This window comes from Vibrio sp. DNB22_10_4 (genome assembly GCF_052879755.1).
Genome location: NZ_JBNNXW010000011.1, coordinates 61629 through 80190 on the forward strand (window position 1 = coordinate 61629; position 18562 = coordinate 80190).

19 protein-coding genes are annotated in these 18562 nt (G+C 46.1%); 3 read left to right on the forward strand and 16 right to left on the reverse strand.

The genetic code is table 11. The annotated features are described in order from the left end of the window. Window positions 1-10: 10 nt before the first annotated feature. Genes fliD through lafA (ACVA6Q_RS19580) form a run of 3 tightly spaced genes read right to left on the reverse strand, consistent with a single transcriptional unit; the run spans window position 11 to window position 3099 of the window. Window positions 11-1336: a flagellar filament capping protein FliD gene (gene fliD, locus ACVA6Q_RS19570; RefSeq protein ID WP_446648631.1), complete on the reverse strand. Its 1326-nt coding sequence runs from the start codon at window positions 1334-1336 to the stop codon at window positions 11-13. A 58-nt stretch (window positions 1337-1394) separates the two neighbouring features. Beyond that, window positions 1395-2240 carry a lateral flagellin LafA gene (gene lafA / locus ACVA6Q_RS19575; protein ID WP_112462293.1) on the reverse strand — a complete coding sequence of 282 codons (846 nt, stop codon included), beginning with the start codon at window positions 2238-2240 and terminating at the stop codon, window positions 1395-1397. 10 nt (window positions 2241-2250) lie between these two features. After that, complete coding sequence (gene lafA, locus ACVA6Q_RS19580; RefSeq protein WP_446648632.1) at window positions 2251-3099, reverse strand: lateral flagellin LafA; 849 nt, start codon at window positions 3097-3099, stop codon at window positions 2251-2253. A 173-nt stretch (window positions 3100-3272) separates the two neighbouring features. Here lafA (ACVA6Q_RS19580) and ACVA6Q_RS19585 point away from each other — a divergent pair, with 173 nt between their 5' ends. The 3 genes from ACVA6Q_RS19585 to ACVA6Q_RS19595 are packed head-to-tail and all read left to right on the forward strand — an operon-like array spanning window position 3273 to window position 6916. Continuing rightward, complete coding sequence (locus ACVA6Q_RS19585; RefSeq protein WP_446648671.1) at window positions 3273-5354, forward strand: flagellar biosynthesis protein FlhA; 2082 nt, start codon at window positions 3273-3275, stop codon at window positions 5352-5354. A gap of 10 nt (window positions 5355-5364) precedes the next feature. Then, window positions 5365-6684, forward strand: a complete 1320-nt coding sequence (locus ACVA6Q_RS19590; RefSeq protein WP_446648633.1) for a motility associated factor glycosyltransferase family protein — start codon at window positions 5365-5367, stop codon at window positions 6682-6684. After that, complete coding sequence (locus ACVA6Q_RS19595; protein ID WP_446648634.1) at window positions 6668-6916, forward strand: hypothetical protein; 249 nt, start codon at window positions 6668-6670, stop codon at window positions 6914-6916. The genes ACVA6Q_RS19590 and ACVA6Q_RS19595 overlap by 17 nt, the downstream gene beginning before the upstream one ends. A gap of 17 nt (window positions 6917-6933) precedes the next feature. Here the strand turns inward: ACVA6Q_RS19595 and ACVA6Q_RS19600 are convergent, their stop codons facing one another. The 13 genes from ACVA6Q_RS19600 to ACVA6Q_RS19660 form a co-directional block, all read right to left on the reverse strand. After that, on the reverse strand, window positions 6934-8013 hold the full coding sequence (locus ACVA6Q_RS19600) for an FkbM family methyltransferase (RefSeq protein WP_446648635.1): 1080 nt from the start codon (window positions 8011-8013) through the stop codon (window positions 6934-6936). Further along, window positions 8001-9548, reverse strand: coding sequence for a class I adenylate-forming enzyme family protein (locus tag ACVA6Q_RS19605; protein WP_446648636.1), 1548 nt, complete (start codon window positions 9546-9548; stop codon window positions 8001-8003). Before ACVA6Q_RS19605 ends, ACVA6Q_RS19600 begins: the two co-directional genes overlap by 13 nt. Window positions 9549-9556: 8 nt before the next feature. Continuing rightward, window positions 9557-9814 carry an acyl carrier protein gene (locus ACVA6Q_RS19610; protein ID WP_446648637.1) on the reverse strand — a complete coding sequence of 86 codons (258 nt, stop codon included), beginning with the start codon at window positions 9812-9814 and terminating at the stop codon, window positions 9557-9559. Continuing rightward, entirely contained in the window at window positions 9811-10869 is a 1059-nt protein-coding gene (gene pseI / locus ACVA6Q_RS19615) for a pseudaminic acid synthase (protein WP_446648638.1), read from the reverse strand. Before pseI ends, ACVA6Q_RS19610 begins: the two co-directional genes overlap by 4 nt. After that, window positions 10859-12004 carry a Gfo/Idh/MocA family protein gene (locus ACVA6Q_RS19620; protein ID WP_446648639.1) on the reverse strand — a complete coding sequence of 382 codons (1146 nt, stop codon included), beginning with the start codon at window positions 12002-12004 and terminating at the stop codon, window positions 10859-10861. The genes pseI and ACVA6Q_RS19620 overlap by 11 nt, the downstream gene beginning before the upstream one ends. Beyond that, window positions 12004-13590: a hypothetical protein gene (locus ACVA6Q_RS19625; RefSeq protein WP_446648640.1), complete on the reverse strand. Its 1587-nt coding sequence runs from the start codon at window positions 13588-13590 to the stop codon at window positions 12004-12006. Before ACVA6Q_RS19625 ends, ACVA6Q_RS19620 begins: the two co-directional genes overlap by 1 nt. Next, window positions 13590-14291 (reverse strand): pseudaminic acid cytidylyltransferase, encoded by a 702-nt coding sequence (pseF, locus tag ACVA6Q_RS19630; RefSeq protein ID WP_446648641.1) that lies wholly within the window; start codon window positions 14289-14291, stop codon window positions 13590-13592. Before pseF ends, ACVA6Q_RS19625 begins: the two co-directional genes overlap by 1 nt. 67 nt (window positions 14292-14358) lie before the next feature. Continuing rightward, entirely contained in the window at window positions 14359-14865 is a 507-nt protein-coding gene (locus ACVA6Q_RS19635) for a GNAT family N-acetyltransferase (protein ID WP_446648642.1), read from the reverse strand. Continuing rightward, window positions 14865-16019: a UDP-4-amino-4,6-dideoxy-N-acetyl-beta-L-altrosamine transaminase gene (gene pseC, locus ACVA6Q_RS19640; RefSeq protein WP_446648643.1), complete on the reverse strand. Its 1155-nt coding sequence runs from the start codon at window positions 16017-16019 to the stop codon at window positions 14865-14867. Before pseC ends, ACVA6Q_RS19635 begins: the two co-directional genes overlap by 1 nt. Then, window positions 16016-17041: a UDP-N-acetylglucosamine 4,6-dehydratase (inverting) gene (gene pseB / locus ACVA6Q_RS19645; RefSeq protein ID WP_446648644.1), complete on the reverse strand. Its 1026-nt coding sequence runs from the start codon at window positions 17039-17041 to the stop codon at window positions 16016-16018. The genes pseC and pseB overlap by 4 nt, the downstream gene beginning before the upstream one ends. A gap of 95 nt (window positions 17042-17136) precedes the next feature. Further along, on the reverse strand, window positions 17137-17841 hold the full coding sequence (gene flgA / locus ACVA6Q_RS19650; protein ID WP_446648645.1) for a flagellar basal body P-ring formation chaperone FlgA: 705 nt from the start codon (window positions 17839-17841) through the stop codon (window positions 17137-17139). Next, window positions 17834-18253 (reverse strand): hypothetical protein, encoded by a 420-nt coding sequence (locus ACVA6Q_RS19655; protein ID WP_446648646.1) that lies wholly within the window; start codon window positions 18251-18253, stop codon window positions 17834-17836. The genes flgA and ACVA6Q_RS19655 overlap by 8 nt, the downstream gene beginning before the upstream one ends. After that, window positions 18243-18530 carry a flagellar biosynthesis anti-sigma factor FlgM gene (locus ACVA6Q_RS19660; RefSeq protein ID WP_446648647.1) on the reverse strand — a complete coding sequence of 96 codons (288 nt, stop codon included), beginning with the start codon at window positions 18528-18530 and terminating at the stop codon, window positions 18243-18245. Before ACVA6Q_RS19660 ends, ACVA6Q_RS19655 begins: the two co-directional genes overlap by 11 nt. Between the last annotated feature and the right edge of the window lie 32 nt (window positions 18531-18562).

An 18562-nucleotide genomic window follows, 5' to 3' on the forward strand; every position in this document is an offset into this window, starting at 1 on the left:
AAGTGACTCCTTACACGGTAAATAATCCAGAGACGGACTGTAGCTCGCTGCTCAAGGCGTTGAGTTGAGTAAATTGAGAGAGATATCGGTTGTAATAAGTTTCGTACCTAGCATCGAGTGCAGAGAGTGCATCATTTATCCGGCTTTTTTCAGAGTTCAGTGTATCGATGCGGCGGCTTAAAGAGCCATTTGAAAAATCCAGGTAAGTTTCAAGCGTGGTATCAAACGCTTGAAATACACCATCATCTCCCGTAAACAGAGCTTCAAGATCTTGTGTTTTGGCCGCCTCTTCGAACTTGTCTCTATCGAGGCTAAGTTTGCCATCTCTATCCAGCTCTAAGCCCACTTCATATAGCCGAACGCCGCCATAATCCTCTCTGATCACCGAGGCCAATTGATTCTTGATGTTGCGAACGGTTGAATCAGAAGCCAGTACCCCTCTCGCATCACTCTCACCCCCAGATTGAGTCAAATTAGTAATTTCACTCACTGCACTGTTATAAGCATCAACAAACGATTGAAGCGAATCTAGCGTCGCCGAAAAGTCATCACTGACCTGAACGCTCGTAACGGTATCGCCAGATGCATTCGTTTTCTTTAAGGTGACATCAACGCCGGAAACCAAGTCTTCAAACGTATTGCTGGTATTGGTAAACAAGGCACCAGTTTCTCCACCAATGGAAATCTCGGCATCTTGCCCAGTTTGCACCACAGACGCAGCGGCTACATCCGTGGTTCCCCAACCACTCGTCGCATCAGTCGACAAAGTGAAATTATTTTCTTCACCATCAGAAGCAGCGCTAAACAGTACCTTCATCGCTCCTTGGGATTTAACGATAACGGCTTGCATTGAGTCTTCAAATTGGCCATTGAAGTAAGTCACAAATTCGGTATAGGTCACATCACCACTGGCATCACCGTCTGCATCCATAATATTGATAGATTGCGCGTCACCTGACTTGGTGTTAGTCACGGTAAAAGCGCCATCCGACGCCATCACATCAGAAGGATCGGTTGAGCTTACATCCACCATCATTTGATGGTTTTGAGCTAACTTGTGAACGAAGATATCGAGGTCTAGGTCTGTGACGCTCGAGTCGGTTGTCACTGACAAGTAATCTTCACTGCTGGTGGTGGTTGCCTTTTGCATCAAAGTGGCACCAAACTTAGTGAACTCGTAAGCTTGATCATCCAATTTTTGAAGCGCGGATTTGATTCGGTTGATGGCCGACGTTTGCGAGCTGATCGTCGACAATTTTTGGCTATATCTCAGCTCAAATGGCTGTACATCCAAAGTGGCGAAATTGGTCGCTAACTGCACGGCATCGACATTCATTGTCCCATCCTCAGTCACTCCGAAGGTACAGCTCTACCCTTCGGATCACTGTTTTAATTTACCCCAGCAAGCTCATGGCAAGCTGCGGCACCATTTTCGACGCACTCAACATAGAGGCGCCAGACTGCATTAACATCTGCTGTTTACTCATCATTCCAGACTCAGAGGCAAAGTCGGTATCCATAATTCGACCTTTCGCCGTTGAGACGTTTTCGGACATATTACCGAGGTTGGTGATGGTATGGTCTAGGCGATTGATATAAGCACCAAATTCAGAACGTGCGGTACCTAACGCTGATATCAACGATGTACTACCACTATTTAGCGCTGACATCGCTGTCGCAGCACTGGCATTCAATAACGCCCCCAACCCGGACACTTTAGTGTGCAGAGCTTCAACTTCCGATGCCACATCGACAGACAACTTCTCAGCGACCGTGGCACCAATCTGGAAGCTTATCGCAGCATCTTCAAAGCCAGAGCCGCTAGCGAGCAGCTTTTGACCACCAAAGTTGGTATTATCTAAGATATTGTTCATCTCCGATTTAAGTGCTTGAAACTCAGAGTTCAAGGCAGTGCGGTCTGCGGTTGTATTAGTCCCGTTAGCTGCCTGTGTGGCCAGGTCATTCATGCGATATGCGATGTTAGTCATCTCATCCATAGCGCCTTCTGCTGTCTGAAGCATTGAAATCGCATCTTGCGAGTTTCGCATCGCCACATTCATACCTCGGCTTTGCGTTTCAAGACGATTTGCGATCTGTAGACCTGCGGCATCATCTGCAGCTGAGTTGATTCTGAAACCTGTCGACAAGCGCTCTAGAGACTTAGTCAATGCGCTGTTCGTGGATTGCAACGTATTTTGGGTAACTAGACTGGCGTAGTTAGTATGAACTGAAATAGACATAGATTGCTCCTTAACCCAATAGACTCATTGCTAGTTGAGGTACCATTTTCGATGCACTCAGCATCGAAGCACCCGATTGCATCAACATTTGCTGCTTACTCATCATGCCCGACTCTGACGCAAAATCGGTGTCCATGATGCGGCCTTTAGCCGTAGAAACGTTTTCGGTCATATTGCCAAGGTTGGTAATCGTATGGTCTAAACGATTAATATAAGAACCAAACTCTGCTCTCGCTGAGCCTAAGGCATCGATTAACCCACCACTACTAAGTGCCGAGACAGCCGCCGTTGCAGCTGCAGCTGTGCCGACCGTACCCAAGCTTGTAATCGCACTATTAACTGCGGAGACCTTGGCACTCATATTGGCACTGAGTTTTTCAGAAACTGTAGAGCCTATCTGGAAGCGAATACCAGTAGCTGCTTCAAAAGCGCCACCACCGCTAGACAACAACTTTTGTCCACCGAAGTTGGTGTTGTTAACAATATTGCTCAGCTCTGATTTCAACGCCGAGAACTCTGCGCTGATGGCCGTTCTGTCGGCCGCTGTATTGGTGCCGTTGGCGGATTGAAGCGCCAAATCATTCATACGGTAGGCAATGTTGGTCATCTCATCCATTGCACCTTCCGCTGTTTGTAGCATCGAAATAGCATCCTGAGAGTTTCTCATCGCCACGTTCATGCCTCGACTCTGAGTTTCTAGGCGGTTGGCTATTTGCAGCCCTGCCGCATCATCTGATGCCGAGTTGATCCGAAACCCCGTAGATAGGCGCTCTAGAGATTTGGTTAACGCACTGTTCGTTGACTGCAGCGTATTCTGCGTCACTAAACTTGCGTAGTTAGTGTGTACTGAAATAGCCATTTTGGTTTCCCCATCCTGTTAGCCGTTCACCTCTCCATAACGACAGACCAAAATTTCCATTTCAGATTTTTCCAAAAAAATTTCATAACCAAGAATTTTTCAAGTATCAATTTTGAGAAATGATTGAAATTTATCCTAGTATCTATTTCACTGATAACCACAAAACCTTGACTATGGGTAACTTAATAAGAACATTATCCACACGACTCACGATCCCTATCGTGCTACTGATGATCTTGGCAATGGTTATTCTTCCTTTGCCTCCATTGCTTCTTGACGCGTTTTTTACGTTCAATATCATGCTGGCCATTGTGGTGCTGTTGGTAAGCAGTACCGTATCAAGGGTACTAGACTTCTCAGTTTTTCCCTCCCTGTTACTCATCGCTACGCTGCTAAGACTTACGCTCAATGTGGCGTCTACTCGAATCGTACTATTGGAAGGTCACAATGGTGGAGACGCAGCGGGGAAAGTCATTCAGTCTTTTGGTGAAGTGGTCATTGGTGGCAGCTATGTTGTAGGTATCGTGGTGTTTATCATCCTAATGATCATCAACTTTGTCGTTATCACTAAAGGTGGAGAACGTATTTCTGAGGTCTCTGCTCGCTTTACTCTCGATGCCCTACCTGGCAAACAAATGGCCATCGATGCCGATCTTAATGCGGGAGCATTGGATCAAGAATCTGCCAAACAACGTCGAAAAGAAGTGGGTGAAGAAGCTGAATTCTATGGCTCAATGGATGGTGCTAGTAAGTTTGTAAGAGGCGATGCCATCGCAGGATTGCTCATTCTGTTTATCAACTTAATAGGCGGTGTTCTCATTGGGATATTTGAACATGGGCTCAATGCGGAGCAAGCCTTCAAGACCTATGCCTTATTGACGATTGGTGACGGATTGGTCGCGCAAATTCCATCCCTACTACTTGCCACCTCTGCCGCTATCATTGTCACTCGCATCAATGATGCGGACAACGACATGGCCGAAACGGCTAAACGTCAACTGCTTGCCACGCCACAAAACCTCTATATGGCTGGTGGCGTCATGTTTGTTATCGGTAGCGTACCTAACATGCCTCACCTCGCGTTCTATACCTTTTCTGTATTACTCATTTTTGTTGGTTGGCGACAGTCGGTATTTCAGCCTAAAGAGCAACACCCGCAAGACAGTGATGTAGCCACACTACCGAGCCCTGGGCAAGAGCAAGTCATTGATTGGGGAATCATTCCGACCATTGATGTCATTGCGCTTAAGCTCGGGTTTAAACTGGTTCCTCTGGCCACCGCTAAAAAAGGAGGAAACTTACTAAAGAGTATTCGCGGCAGCCGAAAAACACTGAGTGAGCAAATAGGGTTTGTCATTCCAGAAGTCGTGATTAGTGACGATCTGTCTTTAAAGCCGTCTGAATACACCATTAGTATTGATGGCGACGAGATTGAACGCGGAGAGATCTACGCCGATAAAGTGATGGCCGTCGGCGGGCGAATCAACCACCCTGACATTGAAGGCATTGTTGGTGTCGATCCGGCCTATCAGTTGCCTGCGCTCTGGATTTCAACGACGGATAAAACCAAGGCGATTCATCTCGGGTTTCAAGTTATAGAAGTACACGATGTTATTGCGACCCATGTAAGTAAAGTATGCAGTGAACATCTTGATGCCATTTTTAATTACGACGACGTCAAAGCACTCAACCTGCGCCTCGCGTCTCATCATCCCGATCTCGCCGAAAACTTATCGAGTGTGATCTCCCCAAATTTACAGATGCAGGTCATTCGGCAGTTGCTGGCGCAGCAAGTACCCATTATTAACGTTCGTACTATCGCCAACACCATCATTGAGAGTATTGATACTATCAAAGACCCTATCTTACTCTCGTCAAACATCCGAGTGGCACTCAAACGCAGTATCATGAACTTAGTGGCACCCAACCAGAAAGCCATTAGTGCATTCATTATTGCTCCCGCCCTAGAAGCGGATATTAAAGGGGCTATTTCTTTGTCTCAACAAAACGACCCCGCTATTCCCCTCGACTCCATTCCGCTTGAGCCAGGAATATTGCAGAAATTTCAGAATCGAATGCCAACCATTGTTCAAACAATGCAAAGCCAAAATGTTCCTCCAGTGGTTGTCGTGCCTCCTACCACGCGACCAATGGTAGCTAAGCTTGCGAAAGCATTTGCCAAAGAGCTCATCGTTCTCAGCTACAACGAAATACCGAATGATTACGGCTTAAATATCTTGGGTGAAATCGAATAAAGGAAACGTTATGAATGACATGTACCAACACAACATCACATTGATTCGACATCGCTGGCCCGAGGTTGCAGAGCGAATTGAACAAGCCGATATCAGTGAGATGTCATTTGAAGTTGTCGAGGACAAAGCGGCAAGTTTAATCATTGATGGCATTCAATTATCGAGCACCATTGACCCAATTGAAGAAGCCTTTTTATTTCGGCAGCTTGTGGAAGGCAATCACTACATTATCTGGGGATTAGCGCTTGGTCACTTACCCGAACTGCTCACACAAGATGAAAGTGCGCAGACCATTGGTATCGTTTTGTTTAATTTTGAAGTGACCAAACTCGTATTACATCTAGTGCCCTTTCACTGGCTTAACGATCCTAGAGTTCAGCTTATCGCTATCTACGAAAGCGCACCTAACCTTAATCAAATGCTCGGTAATATCGCATTTCAAAATTCCGTCATCATTACAAGTGAAAGAATACTCGCCCAAAAAGACAAACCCTGGTTATCACGACGCATGGACGACCGCTTGTATACGATCCACTGCCGACTGTCTCACCACGAAAGAGACTCTGAGTATCAAGAGATTGAAAACCAGAACATAAAGTTACTGCGAAAACTGCGCCCGATTGAAGAGTATCTCGTCAAGCCTCTAAAAACCGCCATCATAGTTGGAGCTGGCCCATCGCTAGAGCATCACATTGAAGAGCTTAAATGGGCATACCAACAGCAGGAACGGCCAGAAATTATTGCCGCAGCTACGGCATGCACCTGTCTAAAACAACACGGCATCAAGCCAGACGCAGTGTTTGCCATCGATATTGATATTCCAGAGTCTTACATCAACTTTGATTTGGCCAAAGATACCCCACTCCTGTTCGCCTCTCGAATGCGGCCAGAAATTTTCACAAAATGGAAAGGCCCCAAGTACTTTTTCCACCTAAGTGACCCAACCTATGACCGGTTCGCCGAGGCCATTCCTTCATTTAGATTGTACGTATATGGGTCTGTTATTCATCCAACCATCTACTCGGCACTGGCTCGAGGCGCCAATAAGATCTTACTTCTTGGCTGCGATTTTGGTTTTCCAAACGAAATCATCCACTCAGGACTCAGCAACGATACTGACCCTGATAGAAAAATGGATATGTGGATAGAAAATGGGTTAGGTGATGAGATTCGAACTGAAAGTTCATATCGCATGTTTCTAACGGGTGTTGAAAGTCTAATTCAACAAAACCCTGAGATTGATTTTGTCAATTGGAGCAAAATTGGCGCCAAAATCATCGGTACTCGATATCTAGATTACGGGAATATTGAACATGAAATTAGACCATAACAAAACCTTTAGCAAAGCCAGCGAATGTTACTACTACGGCGACTGTTTGAGCGGTGACAGAATGCTCAGCCTCTGTCTTCTTGCTCTCAGCAATCTTGCAGAAGAGTCCCCAGAGGATGAAAGCGCTATTGTAGAGTTCATCAAAACCATACGAACTCAACGAAATAGTGAAAACTATGTTGGACTCGCTGATTCATTGACTCGAGTGCGCCATCAGTTCTTCAACATTTAAAAAGAGTAACGACCATTTTATTTTGGCACCGCAAAGATCACCGTTTCGCAATAGCCACAGGTGTAATGCCTCATGAAGATATCGTAGTCAGCCAACTGAGATAGATAATGATAGATTTGAACAAAGTCATCGGCTCGATGATAGGCGCTAATCGCCAAATTCGGTCTGTGCTTGTTAATGGTATTTACAGCGCCGTTTAGCACTTCCATCTCAAATCCCTCAACATCAAGCTTAATGTAGCTTGGAATAACGTCTGGGTTTTCGTGACAAAATATATCGAGTGTCGTCAGCTGGACTGTAGGTGCATCTTCTGGCGCATCTATCAAACTGGAGGACGAACCGTCAAACTCCATGTTTGCCCAACCAGGCTTGCTGCCTAAGGCGGCATTGATACATAGGTATCGATGATCTTGGTGAAAACCGGCTTGCAGCGATTGAAACTGCTCAGGGACAGGTTCAAACAGCACCGTTTTAGATTTGGGATAACGCTGTATGTACGCTTGGGAATTTTGTCCGTCAAACGCCCCCACATCAATAAAGTAGCGCTCCCCAGGCTGATTCAAAAAAGGTTCAAAGTACATTTCACTCGGCGGTGTAAACGTAAAATCAGCAATATGTCGACTGTCATAAGAGAGCTTAAACGCGATTAACTTATCAAACACCTGCTTTGATAATTCATCCGATAGACGCTCTCTTAACGCATCAAACGTCGCTTGGTGTTGACGATAGATCTCCGGAAACCCTTGCCAATATAGAATGCCAGACATGGGAATATCGGAGTGCTTCATAATGGCAAACACATCAAGTTGCTGTGCTGATTTCTGTTCTAAAATACGTTTAATTGTAATGGTATTGGCACAAGTGACCGCATTAATGACCATCGCTTGCTCTGGTAGTGCGTCACTTCTCAACACGGGCAGACCATGAAAGTGGGGGCTTGCATAAAAACCATCAACAACACCATCAATCGAAACTTGGTGGGCTTGATAATAGTCAATAAGCTCTTTCGCTTCTGGCGTAGTGCCATAAATAAACCGCGGGCTTTCTCCTTTTTCAAAGCGGTAAAGAAAATCGGTCGTGCTATTTATTTCGGACATGATGCTCCCTCATTTGAGTAACTTAAATGATGCAATCTCGAACCCACTTGTTCTGTGTCTTGATTCATCGCTTGTCTCAAACACGGCTTATCTATTTTACCGCTCGCCGTTTTAGGTAATTCGGTGACAAACCGATAGTGAAGTGGACGTTGGAAAGAAGCGAGACCATCACAAGCCAACTTTCTCAACTGTTGTTCCAACAATTTACTAGGATGCTCTGTCGCACAAACCGCCAGAACGGTTTCACCCAAGGTGCTATCTGGTAAGCCAATGACCGCTACCTCATTGATAGAATCATGTTGATTCAATACCTCCTCTATATCTTTAGGGTAAACATTACTTCCCCCGACTATGATCACATCCTTGATCCGCCCTACATAGGTGACAAAGCCTTGCTGATCCATCCACCCCAAATCACCGGTAAGAAAATAACCACCACTCCATGCGCTGCATGTTTGATCTAAAGCTCGGTAATACTCCACAAAAGCTAGTGGTGATTTCACGGCAATCTGACCAAGCTCTCCGCTAGGTACTGGACGCAAATTGTCGTCCAAAATATTCAGTTCCACATTTGAGCAAGCCGCCCCCACCGTAGCCATCTTTGATTCACTGGCTTGCAACGATAAATGCGTAGCAATCGCGACTTCTGTCGCCCCATAGATTTCACTGATTTCACAACCCAGCGACTGGTATATTTGGTGCTTGAAATGGGTATCCACCGGAGCAGATGAACACACCAAATGACGTAAACTGCTCAATTTGTTTAGAGCTGCTATCAAGTGATGTTTTAATACATAAAGATGAGAAGCAACGCTGATGACAAACGTCACCCGAAACTCGGATACCAATTCAATCCATTGTTTAGGGTTGAATCGACGCTGACAAACCAGCGTAGCTCCAAGAGTCAAAGCCACAAAACACAAACGTTGCCCCAAAGAATGGAAAAATGGCGATGCACACAATACAACATCAGACTCCGACAGCTGGTACAACGCTTGTGTCTGGTGAGCGCGAGCAAGTTTACAAGCCTGCGTAACCGCTATAGGCTTTGGCGCGCCAGTAGAGCCAGACGAAAGTGTGATTAGATATGGCGAAGACGGCGGTGATTTTGGCTGACATTTCGCTGCAGATAGCAAAGACAATTCTACAGGTACAGCGGAGCTCAACTGCCATACTTCACCGCTAAATGAAGCACTGTGGTCAAAACATGCATCATCAACAATCACCATCGAGACATCACAGTGAGTCATCATTTTTTCCAGCTGATGCAGCTTCAATTGAGGGTTACACGGAATGAACGTTCGGTTGCTGCGAGCACAAGCAACGGCAACAACAATATTACTTATCGGGCAATCACTAACGAGTGCCACATGACCCTTGATCGTATGTTTATCGAGTACTTGGGAAACGGCAGCAACTTGCTTCATTAACGCTGAATAGGTAAATGACAGCCCATCACTCACCACTGCCGTCTTATTCGGAAATCGCTGGCTTACGTGCTGTATCGCATCAAATAACGGCGTATCGCTGTTCATTTTTGTGTTCACTCCCCATTGGGTCGATGGCTTGAAAGCTCTGCGACTAAACCGGCTAAATTTGAAACCACTCGATACTCTTCTCGGGAGAATTTTGCTGCAGGAATGGAGCAATCAAACTCCAGCTCAATATCCATGATGAACTGCAGTGCCGAAAAAGAATCCAACTCTAAATCGCGAACAAAGTCTGAACTCGGTAAGATCTCTGAGCTAGCGGTGTAATCTTTAAGCCTGTCTACCATAAAATCCACTATCGGCGATGTCATTCCAGTACCTCCCAAGAAAGCCTATCCCCCAGCTCCAAGTCTACTTTTGCGCGGCGACCTATCACCTTCGGTTTATCACTGACAGGTAAGCCAAAACATGGCCGAACTGAACGAATATGTTGTTCTGTGATGACCTCTCCAGCCTTGATATCTCGGCTGATGTACAAGGAGCGTCGTCCATTGGCATTTTTCGCAGCACTAGGGCTAAGATCGTAAGTCACAATACCAAGGGCTAGCTGAGCCTTTTTAACCTCGTCAACTAACATGGAAAATTCGCTCACTGTAAGAGAGAAAAAGCTATCCACCGAATCAGTATCATCGTCGAGCTTAATGTGTTTTTCGAGCATCGAGGCATTGAGAGTAGCCGCCGCGATAGGAACACCTATACCTGTTGTGTGATCAGAGAGTCCGACTGGAACAGAGAATGTCTGTGCCATGTTTTGCATGGTTCTAAGATTGACTTCATTAGCAGGTGTTGGGTAAGCGGTTGTGCATTTAAGAAGTCCAATATCGTGACAACCGTATCGTTCTAACGTCGCAATCGCACGGCTAATGTCGGTTAAATTCGCTAATCCCGTTGATAAAATTACGGGTTTACCTGTTTTAGCTACGCGCTCCAAAATCTCTACATCAACAATTTCTGGCGCTGCGATTTTGTAAACCTTAACTGGGTATTTCTCAAGTTCATCAATGGATGTGGTATCAAAAACACTGCCAAACACTTCAATCCCAAGCTGCGCCGCATATTGAAAAATGTCATCGAGCCACTCCCACGGTGTATGTGCATGTTGATAAAGCTCATAGAGCGTTTTATGCTGTGCCCAAGCATTATCCTCGGCTATGACAAAATCCGGCTTATCGGACTTAAGCGTAATGGTATCTGGGGTGTACACTTGAATTTTCACCGCATCAGCACCTGCTTTCGCTGCGGCTTCGAGCATTTGTAACGCTCGCTCTAAGCTGCCTCCGTGATTACCAGACAACTCAGCAATAACAAAGCAAGGTTCTGATTCACCGATACGCCTGCTGCCAATATGAAATGTTTTATTTGCCATCTACACGCTCTCCACAAATGACTCGAGCATCTTGGCGTACCGCCTTCGCCGCGAACTCTAGCAGTTGAAGCCCTTCTCTCGCGCTATAAGCATCAAACACATAAGGACTTGAGGTGATTTGCCCGCTCTGCTTAAACTCTAAAGCGATATCAGCTAAATCACTGTAGAGATTGGCAAAGGCTTCAATAAAGCCACCGGGATGCCCTGGTTTAAAGCGCTCACGATTTTCACTGCCTCCCAGGTTGCCACGGTTATAGATGGAACAGACTGATTTCACATCAAAAACTTGTAGCGTTTCTGGCTGCTCTTGTACCCAACTTAACCGTCCCTTCGAGCCATAAATATCAACTTTCAGACCATTCTTGTGCCCTAATGCTGACTTGCTCATCCAGAACTTAGCTTTGAACCCTAAATCATAATCAACCCAAAGGTGCGCATCATCGACAATGCCTTCAAACTTGGAAAAGTTAGAGAAGTCGGCCTTCACACTGGTCGCACTGCCACCTGTGATAAAACGACAAAGGTGCTCAACATGCACGCCTAGATCAAGAAGCAATGTTGGTATGTCACCATCAATCAACCGCCAGCGCTGCGGCGATACATCACCATGATTCTGGATAAAAGCATCCGAGGGCATTTCTATGTTGACTTGCAGCACCTGACCGATTTGCCCGTCAAGTACTAAACGACGCATCTCACGAACCATGGGATAACCGGTGTAATTGAAGGTAACGTATAAAGCACCGCGACTATTCTCAAGGGTTTCGACTACCTGATCACAATCCACGACATTGGCACACATCGCCTTTTCACAAATGACAAACGCATCTCTTGCTAACAGGTAGTTGACCACATCCACATGGTCAGGCGTTGGCGTTAATACTACAAATGCATCAACGGTATCTATTTCTGCTTCAACCAAGCTATGCCAGTTTGGGTAGCAGCGCTGCTCGGATATATCCCAAGCTTGAGCCGTTTCGTGATTCAGCGATTCATTTCTTGAAAAACAACCAGCAGTGACTTTCCAGCGGTTATCTAGCTGGGAAGCCACCCAATGAGCATAACCCACCGCAGAGTTTATCCCTCCACCAATCAATGCCAGTTGCATTGGTGTATTCTGTTTTCGATTGAACACTAGACACCCTCCCTGTAGACAAAATTAAACTGCGCTTCCTCTGCCCCCGAAAAAGCGGTTTTTATGGCTTGGTAGTGATGTTTCTCTGGCTCGGCGAGGGCAAAACCAACATAACGATTGAGTAAATTGACGAAGTCGTTGTCCTTTTGAATGACAGCAATCCAAGGCACATTGGGAAACTCGCGGTCGCATGTCTTCAACTGCCACTGCAATGCCACAATTGAGTCTTGAAACTGAAGCTCGCCCCCACAGACAAACCAACCACCAATCAAATAGTCTTTTTCAGAAATCGACACCTTTTGATGCCAGATATACAAAAGCTTGCAACTATTTTTCTCTAGCAAGAATGAATGACGCTCACTGCCTAACCACCAGGCGGTATGAGCAAGTAAGTCGATGCGATGCTTACTGAGCATATTATTTTGGTTCTGCGCCAAGTTTCGACTGTCTAGGTAATGACGAATATCGCTGTCCTTCACAGCTCGCAGTCGATAACCATCTCCAAGGGAATGCCAGTTTTCCTCTTTGTTTGCTGACTTTGGGCTTGCAGACATAGGTATAGCAACCCCTTCTCCCAACATTACCTCGCTTATCCTTTTAGCACCGCGAAAGTCTATCTGGACGGGCGCGTTTTCAATACTCGAGACTAAACGGTGATAGTGTTTCCTAGCTGCCGCGATAAATAGCGGCAGAAACGCCACATCAACATCATCGCCTTGATTAAAATGAAGCGGATGCCCTAACTGCGTTAAATGTTCAAGGTTATTGTCTTGGTTACTCGCAATAGAAAAAGTTAGACTTGGAATTCGATGAGCCAGCATTTGTAATAGTGTTCCCCCGGCAGCACCGATATAGAAGTCGATGTTGGCAAGGTAAGACGTCAAGTCTACAGCGCCCTGTATGAACTCGATGTTCGGAGAACTGATATATCTCGCCATTAGCATCTCTGCATTGGTGGCAAAGGGACCGATAACCACTTGGAACTCAATATCAACGCTGTTGCTGTCCTCCAACAAAACATCCAAATACGGTTTCAGCAATAACAAATCGCCACCGCCGCCAAGGCTCATCATCACTTTAAAGCTAGGGTTTCCCTTCCTGTCAGGATCTACTTGTGGGCTCTGAGCAATACAAGCGTAAGTCGGCCCAAGTAGTTTTTGAGCGATTTCGCTAGAGTCGTAGTTGTCATAGGTAGTCTCTCCACACCATCGACTATCTATCAGCACATCACAGCGATGCTGACGAAGAATGTCATCAAAGACGGCAAGCTTGGCGCCAAGTTCAGTTATCGCTTGTTCTAGGTCTAGGTCAAACTCATAGTCATCCAACACTACCCAATCGATTGGACTTTGCTGGGTGTATTCAAAAAGGGCATCAATTAGCTGCTCGTTTGCGGATCGAGCTTTGTGCTGACAACAAACAAAACTAAAGGGCTCAACGAAAGGGCGATGCTTAGTCGACAACTCATCAAACAAAAATTCAACCGTGCAACCTTCCTCCTGAAGAGCCTGAGCAAGCAGTCGGCAACGCATAATATGACCTAATCCTTTGTAAGGCTTACCGCTGAGCACAAATACGATACGCATCAAGCAAACTCCTGCTGTTGTTGTAGCATGGCGTAAAGAAGCTCAGCTTGCTGCCAGTCTTCAAGCGTATCAATATCCTGCACCCTGACTCTCGGCAAGATGACGAGCCGGGAGTGGGCAGAAAACATGTTTTTCCCATCAAGGAACGCCTGACTCCGGCCCCAATAGAACTGTCCTGCATCATGCAGAGCTTCGGTTAGATCTTGAGAGCGGCTATCAAAACACTCTGGTTGAAACATTTGCACGCCCTGTTGCTCATCAACAAAAAAGCCCCGCTGGATCGGGTAGGCAAAGCGAGTTGCTGCGAACACATATTCGCATTCGCCACTTTTGAGCTTTTCATAACCATCGGCAATATCTTGAGAATGAATTAGCGGCGCTGTGGCATAAATACAGCACACCTCGGTTGGCATGGTTCCCTGCTCTGCCAAAAAGCAGATAGCATGCTGGATGACATCAAGCGTTGGAGTATAGTCACCACTCAAGTGTTCTGGGCGGATAAATGGCACCTCTGCACCACACTTAATGGCGATAGTTGCAATTTCCTCATCATCGGTGGAGACAATGATGCGATCAAAACAGCCGGACTGCTGAGCAGCTTTTATCGAATAGGCAATTAAGGGTTCGCCATGAAACAATCGAATATTTTTGCGGGGAATACGTTTACTTCCACCCCTAGCAGGAATAATTGCTAGCCTCATCCTTAACGCTCTCCTTTACTCTCAAATCCCTAAAAGCGACGTAGCAAAGCCAATGACCACCGGTGTGCTAAGCGCGATAAACAAACTCTGTTGGTGAAATACGTTGAAACGGACTGCGTTCAAATAGGCGCTGGGAAGCCTGATTGTCTAAATGAACCTCTGCCAGCATGGTTTTGTCTCCGTGCCGCGCGACTAAATGTTGCAAAGCAAGAGAGGCAATATGCATCCCCCAGTATGCTTGCCCAACAAAAATCGAAACAACATAGACCTCCTCGTTTCGAATGTGGGTGACGGTATCGAGTTCCAAGCGGACGACCCCCACCAATTGATGGAGCAACTTACTTTCAATCATCATCACATAGTGAGAATTACTGACTAACTGTTTACGCATCCAAACGCTGTGCTCAATAAAACTAGGGGCTCGTGTAGAGTGCGCATATCTTCGAGTCTCAGGTTGCAACTGCCACTGATACACCAATGTGATGTCACCTCTCGTCGCCCGCCTTAGATCGATATCACGAAAGTGGTGTTGGATATTCGCTGCTTTCTGGGTCTTCGCCAGCACCGTTCCCATCAGCAAGCCAAACCTGTTTTTAATGCCGTCACAACGTCGTCAATTTCGCGTTGCGTCATTGATGGAAACAAGGGCAAGCTCAGCGCTTCCTGGTAATACTGCTCTGCCTCAGGACAGTCCCCCGCCCTAAAGCCAAGTTTTTGATAGTAAGGCTGAAGATGAATTGGGATGTAATGAACTTGCACGCCAATGCCTGCACTGTGCAAATGCTCATACAGCGCTCTACGTGATACCGTTTTGCTCTTTACTCGAATGATATAGAGGTGCCATGAAGACTGACTCTCCTTGCTGTATTGTGGGAGCTGCAGCGGCAACCCCGACAACGCTTCGCGGTATTCGTTAGCGATAGCAATGCGCCTATCAATAAAAGCATCCAGCTTTGTAAGTTGCGATAACCCCAAAGCAGCATGGATATCTGACATTCGATAGTTCATGCCAAGCTCTAGCTGCTCGTAATACCAATCACCTTCTGTTTGGCAATGCAGTAGAGATGGGTCTTTGGTCACACCATGGCATCGTAGTCGACCAATGCGTGAGGCGATCTCATCGTCATTCGTCGTCAATACCCCGCCCTCGGCCGTCGTGATAATTTTTACTGGATGAAAGCTAAACACCGTAATGTCACTGTAACGACAGTTACCCACATTCCCACCCTCATAGGTTGCCCCAATCGCATGAGATGCATCTTCAACTAACTTAAATCTGTACTGTTTTGACAGCGCCCAAATCGCCTTCATATCACAGCTAGCACCGGCCATGTGAACGACTATCACGACCTTTGGAAGCCGTCCGCTTAGCTGTGCTTGCTTTAGTTTGGCTTGCAGTTTCTGTGGGCAAATATTGTAGGTTGCTGGATCAATATCAACGAAGTCGACGTTAGCACCGCAAAAACGGGCACAGTTAGCAGAGGCGACAAAGGAGATTGGCGTTGTCCACAACCAATCTCCTTTCGCTAAGTCTAAAGATAAGCAAGCAAGGTGAAGTGCAGACGTAGCGCTGTTAACGGCCACCGAATACTTCACCTTACAGTAATGACTTATCGCCGTTTCAAACATAGGGACTTGGCGCCCTTGAGTAATAGCCTCTGAGCGCAACACATCAATGACACTCTCTATATCCTGAGAGTCAATCGCATGCTTCCCATAAGGAATCATATATTGGCCTCGACTTGGAAATCACTGTCGACATGCTCCTGGATAAGCTGCCTCAAAGCCTCGACGCTTAACCACTGTTCGTTGGTGCCTGAGCTATAACGGAAGCCCTCTGGGGCATGTTTTGCATCATGATGTAATCGATACTGCTCTTCACTGTAACTAAACGAGACCGATGGCAAGATGGCATAGTACTGACCCAAGTCGATAGTGTGGTAAGAGTCAGTATCGGTAATCATCTCCTCATGCATTTTTTCACCCGGCCTAACGCCAATAAACTCCAATTCGCACTCAGGCGCGACGGCTTTAGCTACATCCAGAATTCGATAAGATGGGATCTTAGGTACAAATATTTCACCACCTAAATGATGCTCAAGTGCATACAGCACCATGTCAGCACCTTGTTGGAGAGTGATATTAAAGCGGGTCATTTCTTGATGAGTGATGGGAATAACGCCCTGATGTCGTTTCTCTAAGAAAAAAGGAATCACGCTGCCGTTCGACCCCATAACGTTGCCGTAGCGTACAACACTGAAGCGAATATCCTTGGAGCCTTTAATATTGTTTGCCGCAGTAAACAATTTGTCAGAAGCCAGTTTGGTTGCGCCATATAGGTTAATGGGTGCGCAGGCTTTGTCAGTTGAAAGTGCAACAACATCTCTGATACCTGTCGTCAGAGCGGCTTGAATGACGTTCTCAGCACCTTCTATATTGGTCTTTATACATTCCGTTGGATTGTACTCTGCTGTATCTACCTGTTTGATAGCCGCAGCATGAATCAATACATCGACGTCCTCACAGGCTTGTATCAATCTCGCTCGATCTCTTATATCGCCAATAAAAAAGCGCAACTGCGGATAATCCTGACTTGGATAGCTTTGTCTGAGATGAAATTGCTTTAGTTCATCGCGAGAATAAATGATGATCTTTTTAACCAGGCGATAGCGCTCAAGCAGGGTTTTAATAAGCTGCTTTCCTAAAGAACCTGTACCGCCTGTAATTAGGACTGTTTTGTTATTAAACATCGCGGATCCTCAGTCGTACTAAACTAAAGTTTTAGATAAGTTAGAAAATGACCCGGTCATTTCCACTCTATTTGGCTCATAGCGTCCAGAACGCGTTAAAACACTCGAACCAAGTTCTTCTCAACAATGACACCTTTCAGGGTTTTCCCCGACTGGGCATTGCGTATTGCAATAGTGTCACCCACCAAGCCATCTTCTAGTGCCACGCCATCAGTTTCTAAACTGAATGTGTTCGAATGGTAAATCAGGTTAACTGGCAGGCCTTTTTCAACATCATAATCAAGATAAAAGCGCTTCGCGGTGAGGACATCTCCTACCCGCACCGTGCGCCGAAGCTTACTGCCTATTAGATGTGTGGCGTCGAAAAATACGCTCTCCGCTTTCTTCAATGTCACCTTGGCAAAACGAATATCTTCTGGTTGCAAACGATATCCTTTTTTCATCGCTCTGCCTGCCGTGGCAACATGGATTGTTAAAGAAGAGGTTGATGTTGCAGAAAGCTTCCACCCGAGGGTTGGGCAGCGCACAAACCACTTTACGGTACCTAAGGTGATCTGCTTGTTTACTGAAATACGAGGCTCTATCGGGCAAGGTGCGACGTGTTTTAACGCTTTGGAAAACCGCATTTTTACCTCGAGTTCATGAGGGTGCGGATAGCGGCTATCCATCACTGTAGCGATCTTAGCGGTGATTCTTTGGGTCAGCTCTTGCTCTGTTGTCTCTGCATGGGCTGAGCCCAGGGATAAAACAGCCAACACACTTAACACCATTAAAAGCATACTTAGTCGATAGTTAGACATTGATCTTCAACTGCTGAGCCCCCATCGCCTCTTCCATGGCTTGATGTTGCATCACCATTAGGCTGCCTTGCCTGGCAAGCTTGTGCTTGCACATATGTACACGTCTTTCGATTTGACTATCCAAGTCCGCAACTCGGCGCTGCAAATCGCCTTTGAGACGCTGTTGAACCGCTTTAGCATATTGGCGATTAGTGCAACCTAAACGCTTAGCAAGAGAGAAGCGTTTGGTGTCGGCTTCGGCCATCTGGTAGGACAGTGACAGTATGGTGTCGTTAAGCGCTTCGAGGGAGTGATATTCCCCTTTTAGTATCGCCAGCCTCACCTCATCAAGACGCTCTGATAACTGCTTGGACAGGCGCAAAATCGCTTGGCCGTAGTGTAGGTAGCCAACAATAATTTTCTTATTTTCCATGGTCTAACCTCGCGATCACTTTGGCTAACTCATCCATATCAAATACCAATTCTCCAGAGACAATTTGCGCTTTGATTTGCTCTACTTTCGCCGCGTCAATATCCTCCATCCCCTCAAACAGTGTCTTACCACTTTCTAGCAATGCCACCTCATGCTGTGACAAATTAACTTGCTTAACTCGAGTCTTATGGTCTTGCTCCGTTTTCTTCTGCTGCACCGCATCGATTTGAGTGTTCGGCACGATGTACTTAATATTGTCGACCTTGATGTTGCTCATAACCCATACCCATCTCTGTTGGCCTCTACTAG

Coding starts and splice junctions, on each gene's coding strand:
- fliD (WP_446648631.1), bottom strand. CDS start 1,336: ATGAATGTCGATGCCGTGCAGTTAGCGACCAATTTCGCCACTTTGGAT.
- lafA (WP_112462293.1), bottom strand. CDS start 2,240: ATGTCTATTTCAGTTCATACTAACTACGCCAGTCTAGTTACCCAAAAT.
- lafA (WP_446648632.1), bottom strand. CDS start 3,099: ATGGCTATTTCAGTACACACTAACTACGCAAGTTTAGTGACGCAGAAT.
- ACVA6Q_RS19585 (WP_446648671.1), top strand. CDS start 3,273: ATGGGTAACTTAATAAGAACATTATCCACACGACTCACGATCCCTATC.
- ACVA6Q_RS19590 (WP_446648633.1), top strand. CDS start 5,365: ATGAATGACATGTACCAACACAACATCACATTGATTCGACATCGCTGG.
- ACVA6Q_RS19595 (WP_446648634.1), top strand. CDS start 6,668: ATGAAATTAGACCATAACAAAACCTTTAGCAAAGCCAGCGAATGTTAC.
- ACVA6Q_RS19600 (WP_446648635.1), bottom strand. CDS start 8,013: ATGTCCGAAATAAATAGCACGACCGATTTTCTTTACCGCTTTGAAAAA.
- ACVA6Q_RS19605 (WP_446648636.1), bottom strand. CDS start 9,548: ATGAACAGCGATACGCCGTTATTTGATGCGATACAGCACGTAAGCCAG.
- ACVA6Q_RS19610 (WP_446648637.1), bottom strand. CDS start 9,814: ATGACATCGCCGATAGTGGATTTTATGGTAGACAGGCTTAAAGATTAC.
- pseI (WP_446648638.1), bottom strand. CDS start 10,869: ATGGCAAATAAAACATTTCATATTGGCAGCAGGCGTATCGGTGAATCA.
- ACVA6Q_RS19625 (WP_446648640.1), bottom strand. CDS start 13,590: ATGCGTATCGTATTTGTGCTCAGCGGTAAGCCTTACAAAGGATTAGGT.
- pseF (WP_446648641.1), bottom strand. CDS start 14,291: ATGAGGCTAGCAATTATTCCTGCTAGGGGTGGAAGTAAACGTATTCCC.
- ACVA6Q_RS19635 (WP_446648642.1), bottom strand. CDS start 14,865: ATGGGAACGGTGCTGGCGAAGACCCAGAAAGCAGCGAATATCCAACAC.
- pseC (WP_446648643.1), bottom strand. CDS start 16,019: ATGATTCCTTATGGGAAGCATGCGATTGACTCTCAGGATATAGAGAGT.
- pseB (WP_446648644.1), bottom strand. CDS start 17,041: ATGTTTAATAACAAAACAGTCCTAATTACAGGCGGTACAGGTTCTTTA.
- flgA (WP_446648645.1), bottom strand. CDS start 17,841: ATGTCTAACTATCGACTAAGTATGCTTTTAATGGTGTTAAGTGTGTTG.
- ACVA6Q_RS19655 (WP_446648646.1), bottom strand. CDS start 18,253: ATGGAAAATAAGAAAATTATTGTTGGCTACCTACACTACGGCCAAGCG.
- ACVA6Q_RS19660 (WP_446648647.1), bottom strand. CDS start 18,530: ATGAGCAACATCAAGGTCGACAATATTAAGTACATCGTGCCGAACACT.